This window comes from Novosphingobium sp. BL-S-32, assembly GCF_056857055.1.
Map to the genome: position 1 here is coordinate 1,442,986 of NZ_CM166476.1, position 13,867 is coordinate 1,456,852.

General features: G+C 65.6%; 14 protein-coding genes and 1 tRNA gene. 11 read left to right on the top strand and 4 right to left on the bottom strand.

Annotated elements, in window-relative coordinates; all coding sequences use genetic code 11:
• Positions 1-40: 40 nt before the first annotated feature.
• Positions 41-1,519, bottom strand: a complete 1,479-nt coding sequence (gene glpK, locus AC1VVK_RS06555) for a glycerol kinase GlpK (protein WP_482904840.1) — start codon at positions 1,517-1,519, stop codon at positions 41-43.
• Between the two features lie 68 nt (positions 1,520-1,587).
• On the opposite strand from glpK, the gene AC1VVK_RS06560 reads away from it, so the two are divergent.
• The 5 genes from AC1VVK_RS06560 (at position 1,588) to AC1VVK_RS06580 (ending at position 5,397) form a co-directional block, all read left to right on the top strand.
• Positions 1,588-2,475, top strand: a complete 888-nt coding sequence (locus tag AC1VVK_RS06560; protein WP_482904841.1) for an MBL fold metallo-hydrolase — start codon at positions 1,588-1,590, stop codon at positions 2,473-2,475.
• Between the two features lie 110 nt (positions 2,476-2,585).
• Positions 2,586-3,296 (top strand): hypothetical protein, encoded by a 711-nt coding sequence (locus AC1VVK_RS06565; protein WP_482904842.1) that lies wholly within the window; start codon positions 2,586-2,588, stop codon positions 3,294-3,296.
• Positions 3,297-3,399: 103 nt separating this feature from the next.
• Positions 3,400-4,386, top strand: coding sequence for a quinolinate synthase NadA (gene nadA / locus AC1VVK_RS06570; protein WP_132387156.1), 987 nt, complete (start codon positions 3,400-3,402; stop codon positions 4,384-4,386).
• A gap of 357 nt (positions 4,387-4,743) precedes the next feature.
• Positions 4,744-5,085 (top strand): hypothetical protein, encoded by a 342-nt coding sequence (locus AC1VVK_RS06575; protein ID WP_482904843.1) that lies wholly within the window; start codon positions 4,744-4,746, stop codon positions 5,083-5,085.
• Positions 5,086-5,310: 225 nt separating this feature from the next.
• Positions 5,311-5,397, top strand: a tRNA-Leu gene (locus AC1VVK_RS06580).
• A gap of 91 nt (positions 5,398-5,488) precedes the next feature.
• Here the strand turns inward: AC1VVK_RS06580 and AC1VVK_RS06585 are convergent.
• Positions 5,489-6,370: an NTP transferase domain-containing protein gene (locus AC1VVK_RS06585; protein ID WP_482904844.1), complete on the bottom strand. Its 882-nt coding sequence runs from the start codon at positions 6,368-6,370 to the stop codon at positions 5,489-5,491.
• 158 nt (positions 6,371-6,528) lie between these two features.
• Between AC1VVK_RS06585 and AC1VVK_RS06590 the strand changes: the two genes are divergently transcribed.
• A complete protein-coding gene (locus tag AC1VVK_RS06590) occupies positions 6,529-7,206 on the top strand; it encodes a response regulator transcription factor (protein WP_482904845.1) in 678 nt (225 codons plus the stop codon).
• 206 nt (positions 7,207-7,412) lie between these two features.
• The gene (locus tag AC1VVK_RS06595) at positions 7,413-8,105 is read left to right on the top strand and encodes a DUF3313 family protein (protein WP_482904846.1); all 693 of its coding nucleotides are present in this window, start codon (positions 7,413-7,415) and stop codon (positions 8,103-8,105) included.
• Positions 8,106-8,425: 320 nt separating this feature from the next.
• Here AC1VVK_RS06595 and AC1VVK_RS06600 read toward each other — a convergent pair whose 3' ends face one another.
• Both AC1VVK_RS06600 and AC1VVK_RS06605 read right to left on the bottom strand, forming a co-directional pair.
• Positions 8,426-9,367 (bottom strand): MipA/OmpV family protein, encoded by a 942-nt coding sequence (locus AC1VVK_RS06600; RefSeq protein ID WP_482904847.1) that lies wholly within the window; start codon positions 9,365-9,367, stop codon positions 8,426-8,428.
• Positions 9,368-9,458: 91 nt separating this feature from the next.
• Positions 9,459-10,007, bottom strand: coding sequence for a GNAT family N-acetyltransferase (locus AC1VVK_RS06605; RefSeq protein ID WP_482904848.1), 549 nt, complete (start codon positions 10,005-10,007; stop codon positions 9,459-9,461).
• Positions 10,008-10,126: 119 nt separating this feature from the next.
• On the opposite strand from AC1VVK_RS06605, the gene crtY reads away from it, so the two are divergent.
• The 4 genes from crtY to AC1VVK_RS06625 are packed head-to-tail and all read left to right on the top strand — an operon-like array spanning position 10,127 to position 13,863.
• Entirely contained in the window at positions 10,127-11,341 is a 1,215-nt protein-coding gene (gene crtY / locus AC1VVK_RS06610) for a lycopene beta-cyclase CrtY (RefSeq protein WP_482904849.1), read from the top strand.
• A complete protein-coding gene (locus AC1VVK_RS06615) occupies positions 11,338-12,831 on the top strand; it encodes a phytoene desaturase (RefSeq protein ID WP_482904850.1) in 1,494 nt (497 codons plus the stop codon). The genes crtY and AC1VVK_RS06615 overlap by 4 nt, the downstream gene beginning before the upstream one ends.
• A complete protein-coding gene (locus AC1VVK_RS06620) occupies positions 12,828-13,265 on the top strand; it encodes a hypothetical protein (protein ID WP_482904851.1) in 438 nt (145 codons plus the stop codon). Before AC1VVK_RS06615 ends, AC1VVK_RS06620 begins: the two co-directional genes overlap by 4 nt.
• A 1-nt stretch (position 13,266) precedes the next feature.
• Entirely contained in the window at positions 13,267-13,863 is a 597-nt protein-coding gene (locus AC1VVK_RS06625; protein WP_132387172.1) for an LOG family protein, read from the top strand.
• Positions 13,864-13,867: the final 4 nt, after the last annotated feature.

Sequence of the window (13,867 nt, forward strand, 5' to 3'; positions counted from 1 at the left end):
CGCTTTTCGATCAGGGCAATGGTCTGCCCGCTCGTCCCGCTCAGACGGAACTCAGAGCCTTATTCCACGCCGCGATCCGGCGGGCGCGTTCCTCTTCCGTCATATGCGGCGCGAAGCCGCTGCGCTCACCGGCCATCGCGCTTGCCGCAGCCTCCAGATTCGCAAAGAGCCCTGCCCCATACGCCGCCAGAATCGCCGCACCGAGCGCAGTGGTCTCGACGAAGCCGGGCCGCTCCACCGGAATGCCGAGCACATCGGCGATGTCCTGTGCCATCCAGTCGTTGGCGCTCATGCCGCCGTCGATCCTGAGGTGCGTCCAGCGCGCGCCGTCGGCGGCGAAAGCCTCGGCCAGATCGCGCGTCTGCATCGCCATCGCTTCCAGCGCCGCGCGGGCGAGGTGGGCGCGGCTGCTCGCGAAGGTCAGCCCGGTGATCGCCGCGCGCGCATCCGGCCGCCAATGGGGAGCGCCAAGTCCCGATAGCGCCGGAACGATAACCACCCCGCCACTGTCCGGAACCGAGCGCGCCAGCACCTCGGTCTCGCCCGCCGCGTCGATCAGGCCTAGGCCGTCGCGCAGCCACTGGACCAGACTGCCCGCCACAAAGACCGATCCCTCCAGCGCGTAGATCCGCTCTCCGCCCAACTGGTACAGCACTGTCGCCAGCAGCCGGTGGCGCGAGGCGGGCACTTCGCGGCCCATGTTGGCGAGCACGAAGGCCCCGGTGCCATACGTCGCCTTGGTCGCGCCGGGCATGAGGCAGCCCTGCCCGATGGTCGCCGCCTGCTGATCGCCCGCGACGCCGGTGATCGGGATCGCCGCGCCCAGCCATTCGGGCCGCGTCGTGCCCAGCAGGCCCGCGCTGTCGCACACGTCCGGCAAGGCGCCGCGCGGCACCCCGAAAAGATCGCCCAGCCCCGCGTCCCACGAGGCTCCTGCCAGCGCCATCAGCGCCGTACGGCTGGCATTGCCCGCATCGGTCAGGTGCGCGCCGCCGGTCAGCTTGAACAGCAGCCACGAATCGATCGTGCCCAGCGCCAGCGTCCCGGCATCGGCCGCCGCGCGCACGGCGGGCTCATGATCGATCAGCCAGCGCATCTTCGTGGCCGAGAAATAGGGATCGAGCACCAGCCCGGTCGCCCCCTGCACCGCCGCCTCGTGCCCGGCCTCGCGCAGCGCGGCGCACATCGCCTCGGTCCGCCGGTCCTGCCAGACGAGCGCGCGGGCCAGCGGCTCGCCGCTCACCTTGTCCCAGGCCACCACGGTTTCGCGCTGGTTGGCCAGGCCGACAGCGGCGATCCGGGCCGCGCCGCCCACTTGCGACACGGCATGGCGCGCGCAAGCCAGCACGCTCTGCCAGATTTCCGATGCATCGTGCTCCACCCACCCGGGCTGCGGGTAATGCTGCGTCAGCGGACGCTGCGCGGTGGCGCGCACGCTGCCGTCGAGCGCGAAGACCATCGCCCGATTGGAGGTGGTCCCGGCATCGATCACCAGGATCAGTTCGCCCTCACCCGCCATGCAACTCCCCTTTTCGCACCTTTATACGCGACCTCGACACCGGAGCCGCGAATGACCATATCGGCCAGATGAACGCACCGGACCTGATCGACAAGCCTTACGCCGTCTCCGAGCGGATCGCCCCGCTCGTGCGGCGCGTGCTCGCGCGCAATCCTTCGCCGTTCACCTATACCGGCACGCAGACTTATATCGTCGGCGACGCCGCCGAAGTCGCGGTGATCGATCCCGGCCCGGCCGACGACGAGCATATCGAGGCGATCCTCCACGCCGTCGGCACCGCGCGCGTGGTCGCGATTGCCTGTACCCATACCCACCGCGACCATTCGCCCGCCGCCGCCCCGCTCAAGGCCCGCACCGGCGCGCCGATCATCGGCTGCGCGGCGCTCACGCTCGACGATGATGGCCCTCGCGCCGACGCCGCCTTCGATGCGGACTACCGGCCCGACCGCGTGCTGACCGATGGCGAGACGATCTCCGGAGACGGCTGGACGCTGGAAGCCGTGGCCACCCCCGGCCACACTTCCAACCACTTGTGCTTCGCCTTGCAGGAAACCGGCGCGATGTTCACCGGCGATCACGTGATGGGCTGGTCCACCAGCGTCGTCTCCCCGCCCGACGGCGATATGACCGCCTATCTCGAAAGCCTGTCCAAGCTCTACGAGCGCCAGCAGGACACGATCTATTTCCCCGCCCACGGTCCGGCGGTGGAAAAGCCGCGCCAGCTCGTGCGCGGCATGATCGGCCACCGCCGCCAGCGCGAACGCCAGATCCTGAAGCAGATCGCGGCGGGCCACCACTCGATCGGCCAGATGGTGCCGCTGATGTACAAGGGCGTCGACGAACGGCTCTGGCCCGCTGCGGGACGCTCGGTTCTGGCCCATCTGATTGATCTGGAAAGAAGAAGCCTTGTAAAGCGCGAAGAAGAGGACTGGACGCTCGTCGCGCCGAATTCGTAATTCGTCGAATGACTATATGACCTGAACCCCAATTCACGTATTCTACGCAAGTATTGACAGCGCCGAAACACAATACGGCGCAAGAACAATGCAATGCGTAGGGAGAATTCATGGCGACTTTGCCTCAGGCGCGGATCGGCGCCTTTTCGTTCTGGCAGAAGCTGGCAATCGGGCTTTCACTGTTCATCGTCTTCGCCTTTGCGCAGTTCGGCCTGCGCGGCTTTGTCGATTATGCCCATGCGCCGCTGGTCATGCACTTGCACGGCATGGTGATGCTGACATGGCTGGCGCTGCTGACTACGCAGTCCTTGCTGGCCGGAAGAGGCGGGCTGGCGATCCATCGCCGGCTTGGCTGGGCCAGCGCGGTCATGGTGCCGACGGTCGTCGCCCTGGCCAGCGCGCTGTGCTTCACCGCGCTTCGGCTGCACATGTATCCACCGTTCTTCACGCCCGCCTATTTCCTCGCGCTGGTCCATGTCGAGGCGGCGTTCTTCGCGCTGCTGGTGGCCATGGCAGTGGCGCGGCGCGGGCAGAGCGACTGGCACAAGCGGCTGATGGTCGGCTCCACCGTGCTCCTGATGGAACCGGCGCTCGGCCGCCTGCTGCCGATGCCGCTGATCGTGCCGTGGGGCGAATGGCTCTCGATGGTGATCCAGCTTGGCGTCGTGCTGCTGATCGTCCGCCACGACCGGCGCGAGATCGGCCATGCCCATCCGGTCACCATGGCCGTGGCCATGACCGTGATCCTCAGCCACGTGATCGTCGAACTGCTGGCGATCACCCCCTGGTGGATCGCTCTGGCGGACCGCATCGCGGCCTGAGCTTTTTCTGCTTGGGCATTCCGGCAAGCCTCCCTAGATAGGCCCCGAATTCCGGCACCGGACTTTCCAACACCGGGCCGCACCGGCCAGACAGAGAGACACCATGACCGCAATGCCCGCAAACCTCTCCGGACTCGACTTGCGCGCCGAGATCGAACGGCTGCGCAAGGAGCGCAACGCGGTTATCCTTGCGCACTATTACCAGCGCCCGGAATTGCAGGACATTGCGGACTTCGTGGGCGACAGCCTCGAACTCAGCCGCAAGGCGGCCGAAACCGATGCCGACGTGATCGCGTTCTGCGGCGTCAAGTTCATGGCGGAGACCGCCAAGATCCTCAGCCCCGAGAAGATCGTGGTGCTGCCGGACATGGAAGCCGGTTGCAGCCTTGAAGATTCGTGCCCGCCGGAAAAGTTCGCCGCCTTCCGCGCCGCACACCCGGATCATATCGCGCTGACCTACATCAACTGCTCGACCGAGGTGAAGGCGCTGTCCGACATCATCGTCACCAGCTCCAGCGCCGAGACGATCCTTCAGCAGATCCCTGCCGACCAGAAGATCATCTTCGGGCCGGACCGTCACCTTGGCGGCTATCTCAGCCGCAAGTTCGGGCGCGAGATGCTGCTGTGGCCGGGCGTCTGCATCGTGCACGAGGCGTTCAGCGAGACCGAGCTGCTCAAGCTCAAGGCGCAGCACCCCACGGCGCCGATCGCGGCGCATCCGGAATGCCCGCCGCATATCGTTGACCACGCGGACTATGTCGGTTCGACCAGCGGCATTCTGAACTATGCGAAGACGGTGGAAGCCGACACGCTGATCGTCGCCACCGAGCCGCACATCATCCACCAGATGCAGCTGGCGATCCCGAACAAGACCTTCATCGGCGCGCCGGGTGCGGACGGCAACTGCAACTGCAACATCTGCCCTTACATGGCGCTCAACACGATGGAGAAGCTCTACATCGCGCTTCGCGACCTGGAGCCGCGCGTGGAGATCGACGAACAACTGCGCCTCGACGCCAAGCGCAGCCTCGACCGCATGCTCGACATGGCGAGCGGCACGGTGGGCAAGGGCGATCTCGGCAGCCGTTGAGGTTTTGAAGTGATAGGGCGGCCCTGCAGGCAGAGCCGCCCTTCACCCACGTCCGATTGCCAACACGCTTATCAAAACTCACCCGTCGCCCCCGCGAAGGCGGGGGCCCCGCTTTTCTTCGACGCCCAGCCAATAGGGTTCACGCGGAGGCGCGGAGACGCGGAGAAAACGGTTTTCCTGTCGCACGTAACCTCGGCGCACCTGCGCCTTCCCCCTTTTTTCTTCTCCGCGTCTCCGCGCCTCCGCGCGAAACCATTTCAGGTCCGACCGACACCAGCCCTTGATCACATTACAATATCCGCGCCAGAGTACCGATGAGCGGGACAAAGTCCGCAGCCACAGGGAATTGCGGACGAAATGAATCTTCAGCTCGATTTGCCCACTCTTTTCACCGGCCTCACGCTGCTTTTCGCGGCACTGAAGCTCAGCCCCCTGCCCTATCTGTGGTGGCGGCTGCGTCATGTCGAAAACCTGCTCGATGACCGACCGACGGCAGCGCTTTACCTTACGTCCAAACTTTCCGGCGTGTTGGCGGTGGCATTTGCCGTGAGCGCGGCGGCCAGTTCCGGCCGCCGGATCGAATCGATCCTCCTGTCCCTGCTCCTGGTCGTGGGTGGTGCATTGACGATGTGGAGCATTCTCGGCCGCCTTTCGGGCACCTTCAAAGGGCTAATGCCCGTTGCGCGAACACCCGACTGAAGCGGCCCCGGAGGCTCGGCGAATCAGGCGTCCCTGCACTCGCAACCCGGCCCGCAATTTTCTTTCATGCCGGAAACCGCGAAATTCCGCGGGTTTTAGCCCGAAATTGGGAAAATAATGCCCTGTGAATAAATAATCGAACCCGAATCGCTTGCAGGGTCCGAAGCTCCTTGCTAGTGGCGCGCTCCTACCACGGAGCGGTAGCAATACAGCTCCGGTGATTATGCGGTCGTGGCGGAATTGGTAGACGCGCAACGTTGAGGTCGTTGTGGGCGAAAGCCCGTGGAAGTTCGAGTCTTCTCGACCGCACCATCACCCTAAATCGGAATTGATAAAAGCCTTCGGGCACCTTCCGATTTTCTTTCCCTGATACTTGGAACTACCCTTAGGGGCCCTGCTCCGGTCAGGCGAATGCGGCTTTTGAGCTGCCGCTACTCTCCCGCTTCAGATCCGTCACTTCACCGGCATCGCCCAGCAGTTCGCGCACGATCGCGTATGTCCGCTCGTCGTCGACATCGATCGCCTGCGTGCCGTCCGCCAGCACCACCGTGCGCACCCGCATGCCCAGCCGCCGCGAGGCGCGCACGATGGCGCCTGCCAGCGTCTCCATGCCCAGCCGTACCATCACGAAGCCCACAAGCCCGATCGCGCGCCAGATCCGCAGCGCCTCCCGGTCCGTCCGCACGCCGCGAAACACTTTCACGGCATCGACGAAATGCGCGGAGGCCATGCCGTAGAGGTCGCAAGCCGCATAGTCGCCATCATGCAGCGTGATGAAGCCGCGCTGGGCGCCCGGATGTGCAGCCTCCACCGCCGCGCGGCTGGTCAGCGCGAAAGCGACATCCGCCGTTTCCAGCGCCTCGATCATCACATCGATCGACTCTGCGGACAGCAGCGCATGGTCGGCAGTGGTGACCAGCAGCGGCCCGTCCCAATCCTTTGCCGCCGCGCGCACGCTGGAGGCGATGTCCGCCTGCGCCTCCACCAGTGCCACGGTGCCGCGCCCGGGAAGCTGGGTCAGCACGTCCCACACGGGATCGAAGGCCTCGCGCTCCACGCAGATGGCGAGGCTGGTGACACGCGCATGCTGCGCGGCGGTCTGCAATACGTGCGCGATCAGCGGACGCCCCGCCAACGGGACGAGGCAGCGGTGGCTCTTGCCGAACCGCGCGGCCAGCGCATCCGCGCCCCGGCTGGGGGCGCCGGGTCCGTGCCCGGCAAGCACGATCAGCCGCAGCGGCTGCGGTTCATCGTCGCGGCTGTCAGGGAGATCCGAAGAAGCCATTACCTATGCGGCTATGCCGCGCGCGTGTGACAGGCCCGTGACCCTTCGCGCCCTTCCCTGCCCCCAAATGCGGTGTTTGCTCCAGACCCGATCCAGCGCCGATGGTGCTCCCGCCGCAGGCGGGGTAGAACTCCGAAAGACCACAGCGGGAGAACAATGTGGCCGCGGACTTCGTGAGCCCGGAGCGGGTGCTGATCGTCGACGACCATGCGCTGGTCCGCGATGGCCTGCGCACGGTCTTCGAACAGGCCTTCCCGGGCTGCGAGGTGCTGGACGCGGCGGACCTTGCCGAAGCGTTGGACAGGTTGGAGAGTTCGGGGAAAGACATCGGTGAACAGGGCGGCGATGTCGATCTTGTTCTGCTGGACCTCCTGATCCCCGGGATCGAGGGGCTATCCGGCCTGGAAACCCTGCGCGGCCGCTTCCCGACGGCGCCGGTGGTGATCGTCTCGGGCGTCTCCGACCCACAGGCCGTGCGCAGCGCGCTGGCCGCGGGCGCCGCCGGGTTCGTGCCGAAATCGCTGAGGCGCGACCAGCTTGTCGAGGCCCTGCGCCTGGTACTGGCGGGCGGGATCTATCGCCCGGAACTCCTCGCCGGAGCCCCCTACGCGGCCGAGGACGCCTCGATCCGCGCGCGGATAGATAGCCTGACACCGCAGCAACGCGTGGTGCTCGGCCAGCTTGCGGCGGGCAAGCTCAACAAGCAGATCGCCTATGAACTGGATGTCTCGATGACGACGGTGAAGGCCCATGTCTCGGCGATTCTGCAGAAGATTCATGTCTTCAGCCGGACGCAGGCAGTGATCCTTGTCAACCGGATCGATTTTCGCGGGTAGGTGAGGTTGGGCGAGCCCATGTTACGCTGTACAAAAGGCTGCCTGTCGAAATGGAATTGTCGCGGTAAATTGCGGTGACGCGGGTTTCTCCCGATAATAAAATGCAGTCAAAAGAGCTAAATCCCTGCGTTCAGTCTCATAACAGCCTCCGCTTGAGCTGCCGCCAATGCGCCACCAAGCCGGCGCTGACATATCGGGAGAATCCTATGCGCACGTCCCTGATCGCGTGGCTTGCAGGTGCCCTGATCGCAGTGAGCAGCCCGACATTTGCAGCAAAGCCGCCGGACACATGGGACGGCCTTGTGCGCGTAAGTGCCAAGCAGGTCGACGCCGTGTACCTGATGCCCGCCGCCGACTTTCGCACTTATACGAAAGTGATCATCGATACGCCGCAAGTCGCGTTTCGCAAGAACTGGCAGCGCGACTACAATAACGACAGGCGGGGCGCGTCCGGTCGCATTACCGACGAAGATATCCGCAAGGCCATCGACGAAGCCAGTGAGCGGTTCCGCGAGATGCTTGCCAAATCCTACGCCGAGGCAGGCTATGAGGTCGTCTCGCAGCCCGATCCCGCCGCCTTGCGGGTTTCGACAGCCATCCTCAATGTCAATGTCGTCGCCCCTGACGTGATGACCGCCGGCAGATCCCGCACTTACGCGGACGAAGCCGGCGAAGCGACACTCGCACTGGAAGCGCGCGATTCCGTTTCGGGAACGCTGCTTGGACGCGCATTGGACCGGCGCATTGCCGGCGACAACTCCACCTTCCGCCGCACCAGCGTTTCCAACCGGTCCGACTTCGACAGGCTTTTCTCGGTCTGGGCCAAGCTGAGCGTGGAAGGGTTGGCCAAACTGAAAGCAATGTCGCCGATCGATGCCAGTGGCGCCTCGCACAAGTAAGGGAGTAAAGGGCAGATGCGGCGAGGCCTGATACGCGCCTGGCGCGCGCCCAGGGTGAGCGGGTAAATTCCAGTCTGAACGGCAGAAAGGTTGGGGTTTTCTGACCCATTCCCTCCCTCGCCGCTCATCCTGAGCCTGTCGAAGGATGTGAGGTCAGCGCCACGCCCGCCGGGGGCTTCGACAAGCTCAGCCTGAGCAGGTTGGGAGGTCAGCCCATTGGCCCGATTTGGGAAGATGCAAAACTTCGCCCTCCTCCACGTCATCCCAGCTTCCGCAAGGGAGGCCTGCCCTCAGAACTCGCGCCCGAATATGCTCGCCCCCTAGAACGTGTAGGCGACACCCGCGCCCAACGTCCACTGGTTGGAACTGCCCCGCAATGACGTAAACGGCGTGCGCTTGCCGTCATTCAGCATCGCCGAATAGTTCAGCGCCGCGAACAGCGAGAAGCCGCCATCGGTGAAGTCACCCGAGAGGTCATAGCCTGCGAGGATACCCGCGCTCACGCTGCTCCAGCCGCCCTTCGCGTCGAATTCCGGCAAGCCGCTCCTGGCCGACTGTTCGGGCGTGACCGAGAAGTAATAGCGGGCGTATTTGTCATCGACATGGTGCGCGCGCACGTTGAGCGCGACGATCACCGCCTTGCTGAGCGGGGTCTTATACGTGATCCCGGGGCTCCAGGTCATGCCGTGGTAGGCATTCACATCCCACATCACGTCCGTCGAAAGCGTCAGGGAATCGTAGGGATTGAGCAGCCGGTTGGCGGTGACGCCGGTATTGACGCCGAATTCGATCGCCGGGTCGAGCTTGCCGAGCGATTTGACCACCGGGTCCTCGATATGCCGGACCCGGTTGTATGAAATCGACCCCACCGGGCCCAGTTCGAAGCCGAACTTCGCGTCCTTGCCGTCGGGGATCAGGTCCAGCGATACGCCGCGCGGGCGCGGGTTGATGTTTACGCCGTGAAACCGGCCCATCACGACGGGTATCGCCGAGAAGACCTGATCGTTGGAGCCCTGGTAGCTCGGCCCATAGAGGGCACCGACGCCGATGAGCAGATAATCGCCCTTCATCACGTCCTTGTGAGGCTTCGCGACGCTGTCCGCACTATCGCCGCCGGCAGTGGCGGCATCGCTGCTGACATCGCTGGTCCCGGCCCCATCCTGCGCGGCGGCATCCTGCGCTGCTGCGGGGGCAAGCGGAAAGGCTGTGGCAAGCAGCGCGAAAGGTAGGCCAAGGGTAAGTGTAGTCGGCGGGAAACGCATGGGATTTCTCTCCATCCTTTCCCCACCAACGCCTGTCGCGCCGTGCGGTTGCGAGACAGCGCGCGTCAGCGGGTCGGGGTACGCCGCCCGTTCAGGTCACGGTCTCCTGCGGAAGCGACTGGTTTCCCTCGTCCAGTTGGCGCTGCATGATGAACACGTCGAGCCACTTGCCATGCTTCCACCCGGCACCCGCAAGCGTGCCGACCGGGCGGAAACCCGCGCGGGCATGGAGCACGACCGAGGCCGGTTCGCTTTCGGCAATCACCGCGAAGGCCTGCCGGAACCCCCGCGCCTCGCACTGGGCCAGCACCGCGCCGAGCAGGGTGCCGCCGATGCCGCGCCCGACGCTGGTTGGCTCGACGAAAATCGTGGTCTCGACACTGTAGCGATAGCCCACGCGCGGGCCGTAGCGATGCGCGAAGCCGAAACCGATCACGCGCCCGGTCTCTCCGCCGTCGCGCACCAGCACGAAGGGATAGCCGGCCTCCAGCGTGGCAGCGATGCGCCGGCGCGTTTCCGCTTCGCCCGGAGGCTCGGTTTCGAAAGTCGCGGTGCTTTCCAGCACGTAATGCGCATAAATTTGGGCGACCGCGGCGGCATCGTCCAGCCGGGCGTCGCAAACAGTCAGTTCCCCAGTCATCGTCATAAATATGCCGTAAACCTAACGGGCTGCCAAGCTGCGCATCCGGGAACACTAAATCCCTTCGGGTAACCGACTGAGCCGTTCCATTTATCCATTATCCGCCTAAACGTGGTGCGATGACTGCTCGCACCTGCAACCTGGCGATCCTTGGCGGCGGCCTTGCCGGCGCGTTGATCGCGCTCGCGATGGCGCGGCACCGTCCGGACTTGCGCGTGCTGCTGATCGAGCGCGGCAACACGTTGGGCGGCGAGCATGTCTGGTCGTTCTTCGAAAGCGACCTGAACGCGGAGGGTCGCGCGCTGGTGGAACCGTTGGTGGCGGCGCGCTGGCCCGGATACGACATTCACTTTCCCGCATTTTCGCGCAGGCTCTCCACCCCCTACGCCAGCGTGACGAGCGACCGGCTGGACAGCGCTGTGCGCGCGGCGTTGCCTGCGCAAGCCGTGCTCACCGGGGCGGACGTGCGCCACGCCACGCCGGTCTCGGTCACGCTGGCGGATGGCACCGAGATTGCCGCCGATGCAGTGATCGACGCGCGCGGCGCGCGGGCTCTGCCCCACATGGCAGGCGGATGGCAGAAATTTGCGGGGCAGATGCTGCGCCTCTCCGCGCCGCACGGGCTCGACCGCCCGGTGGTGATGGATGCGCGGGTCGAGCAGGTAGACGGCTATCGCTTCGTCTATGCCCTGCCCTTCTCGCCCACCGAGGTCTTCGTCGAGGATACGTACTACGCCGATAGTCCCGTGCTGGACCTGCCGGTGCTGCACGCCCGCATCGCCGACTATGCGCGGCAACGCGGCTGGCAGGTGGCGGCTGTGGACTATCAGGAAACCGGGGTGCTGCCGGTGATCGCCGCCGGGGATTTCGAGGCGTTCTGGGCCACAACGGGCGAGCCGGAAATGGCGCGGGCCGGGACGCGTGCAGCGCTGGTTCATCCGCTCACGTCCTATTCGCTGCCCGACGCGGTGCGGTTCGCGCATCATCTCACCACTCTCGACAACCTCTCGGGCAACAGCCTAGGAAGGGCCAGCCATGCATGGGCCGCAAACCATTGGCGCGGGGGGCGCTACTATCGGATGTTGACTCGCATGCTGTTCGCTGCCGCACCGCCCGGTGCGCGCTGGCGCGTGCTCGAACGTTTCTACCGGCTGCCCGAGCCGCTGGTGGAGCGTTTCTACGCGGGCCGATCGACGCTGGCAGACCGCGCCCGGCTGCTGATCGGTCGTCCGCCGGTGCCGGTGGGTGCCGCGCTGGCCAGCCTTTCCGGCGGCGGCAGGGCGCTTGCGGACCTTGGCGCCGATCTTGGCATCACACGGGAACCTTTGCGATGAATACTGTCGAGTCCAGCAGGGCCTGCGTCGTCGGCGCCGGTTTCGGCGGCCTCGCCCTCGCCATCCGCCTGCAAAGCGCGGGCGTGGCAACCACTCTGGTCGAAGCGGGCCAGCAAGTGGGCGGCCGCGCCTGGGTCCGCGAGCAGGAGGGCTTCACGTTCGACGGCGGCCCCACCGTCATCACCGATCCCGCCGCCCTGCGCGAACTCTGGGCCCTGTCCGGCAACGACATGGCAAGCGACATCGAACTGATGCCGGTCATGCCGTTCTACCGGCTCAACTGGACCGACGGCGTGACGTTCGATTACGCGAACGACGAGCCCGCGCTGCGCCGCGAGATTGCCCGCGTCGCCCCTAATGACATCGGCGGCTACGAGGAATTCTCGCGCTATGCCGCCGGGGTCTATCAAGAGGGCTACGTCAAGCTGGGGCACCAGGCATTCCTCGATTTCAGCAGCATGGTGAAGGCCGCGCCGGCGCTGGCCCGCTATCAGGCCTGGCGCTCGGTCTATTCGATGGTCAGCCACTATGTGAAGGACGAGCACCTGCGGCAGGCGCTCTCGTTCCACACGCTGCTGGTGGGCGGCAATCCGATGACCACCAGCGCGATCTATGCGCTGATCCACAAGCTGGAAAAGGACGGCGGCGTCTGGTGGGCGCGCGGCGGCACCAACAAGCTGGCGCGGGCGATGGCCCGCCAGTTCGAGCGGATCGGCGGCACCCTGCGGCTGGGCGACAAAGTCGCGCACATCCACACGGTGGGCGATCAGGTTACCGAAGTCGAATGCGAGAGCGGCTGGAAAGCTCGCTTCGACGCCATCGCCAGCAATGGCGACATCATGCACTCCTACCGCGACTTGCTGGCAGGCAGCATGCGCGGGCAGGAAATGGCGAAGAAGCTGGCGCACAAGCGGTATTCGCCCAGCGTCTTCGTCGTCCACTTCGGCCTTGAAGGGGCATGGCCGGGCATTCCGCACCACTCCGTGCTGTTCGGCCCGCGCTACAAGGGCCTGCTGGACGATATCTACGAGCACGGCGTGCTGCCGCGCGACTTCTCGATCTATCTCCACCACCCCAGCGTCACCGATCCCTCGATGGCGCCCGCCGGCAAGAGCACGTTCTATGCGCTGGTGCCGGTGGCCAACATGGGCAAGCTGCCGGTCGACTGGGACGAAGTGGGCCCGGTGCTGGAACGCCGCGTGCTCGCCGAAGTGAGCCGCCGCCTGATCCCCGATCTGGACGACCGGATCGTCACCAAGTTCCACTATGCCCCGCCCGATTTCGAACGCGATTTCGGCGCCTACAAGGGCAATGCCTTCAGCCTTGAGCCGCTGCTGACGCAGAGCGCATGGTTCCGGGGGCACAATCGGGACGACAAGCTGAAGAATTTCTACCTCGTCGGCGCCGGGACTCACCCGGGCGCGGGCATTCCCGGCGTCGTCGCCAGTGCCAAGGCCACGGCCAAGCTGATGGTCGAGCAACTGCGATGAGCCGCGAGGTCAATGCGCTGAACGCCGCATGGGGCTGGACCGGCGTCACCTTCGCCGAAGTGGTGGCGCACAGCCTGATGGGCCACGCGCTGGTCACCGACAGCACCGGCGCCTTCCACTACCTCGACCCCGACCTTGGCGAACTGACGATGCTGGGGGACGAGGCCGCCGCCAGCGCGCACATGGCGCTGGAAGAGACGCAGGCGATCTGGCGCGCCACGGCCCTGGTAGAGGCGGCGGCGAAGCGACTGGGCCCGCCCGCGATTGGGGAAGTCTACAGTCTCACGCTTCCGGCCTTGCTCGCGGGCGACTATGCGCACGAGAATCTGATCAGGATCGAATTCGTGAAACTGATCTTTCTTACCGGCGACCTTGCCCGGCAGACACGCGATCTGCCGGATGGTGCGCCGGTCCAATTGAAGGTTATCGACTGACATGAAGCGTCTCGCGGTCTACTGCGGCTCGGCCACCCCCGCCGATCCGCGCTATATCGAACTCGCCCGCGAAGTGGGTGCGACTCTGGCCCGCAAGGGCATCGGCGTTGTCTACGGCGGCGGCAGACTGGGCCTGATGGGCGCGGTGGCCAGCGGCGCGATCGAGGCCGGCGGCGAAGTGATCGGCGTGATCCCCGAAGCGCTTACCGGCACCAACGGCGCGGGCGGCGAAGTTGCCAACCACGACTGCACCGAACTGCACATCGTCAAGACCATGCACGAGCGCAAGGCCGAGTTCACGCGCCTGTCGGACGGCTTCATCGTCATCCCCGGCGGCGTCGGCACCATGGACGAGCTGTGGGAAGCGGTAAGCTGGGCCCAGCTCGGCTATCACGACAAGCCGGTGGGCGTGCTCAATGCCTTCGGGTTCTACGACCTGCTGCTGGCCTTCAACCGCCACATGGCCGAAACCGGCTTCGTGCGCCCCGCACATCAGGGCATCATCATGGCCGAAACCGAACTGGAGGCCCTGCTGGACCGCATGGCGGCGCATGAGCCGATCGTGCCGATCGTGCGGATGGACCCGAAGACGCTCTAGACCC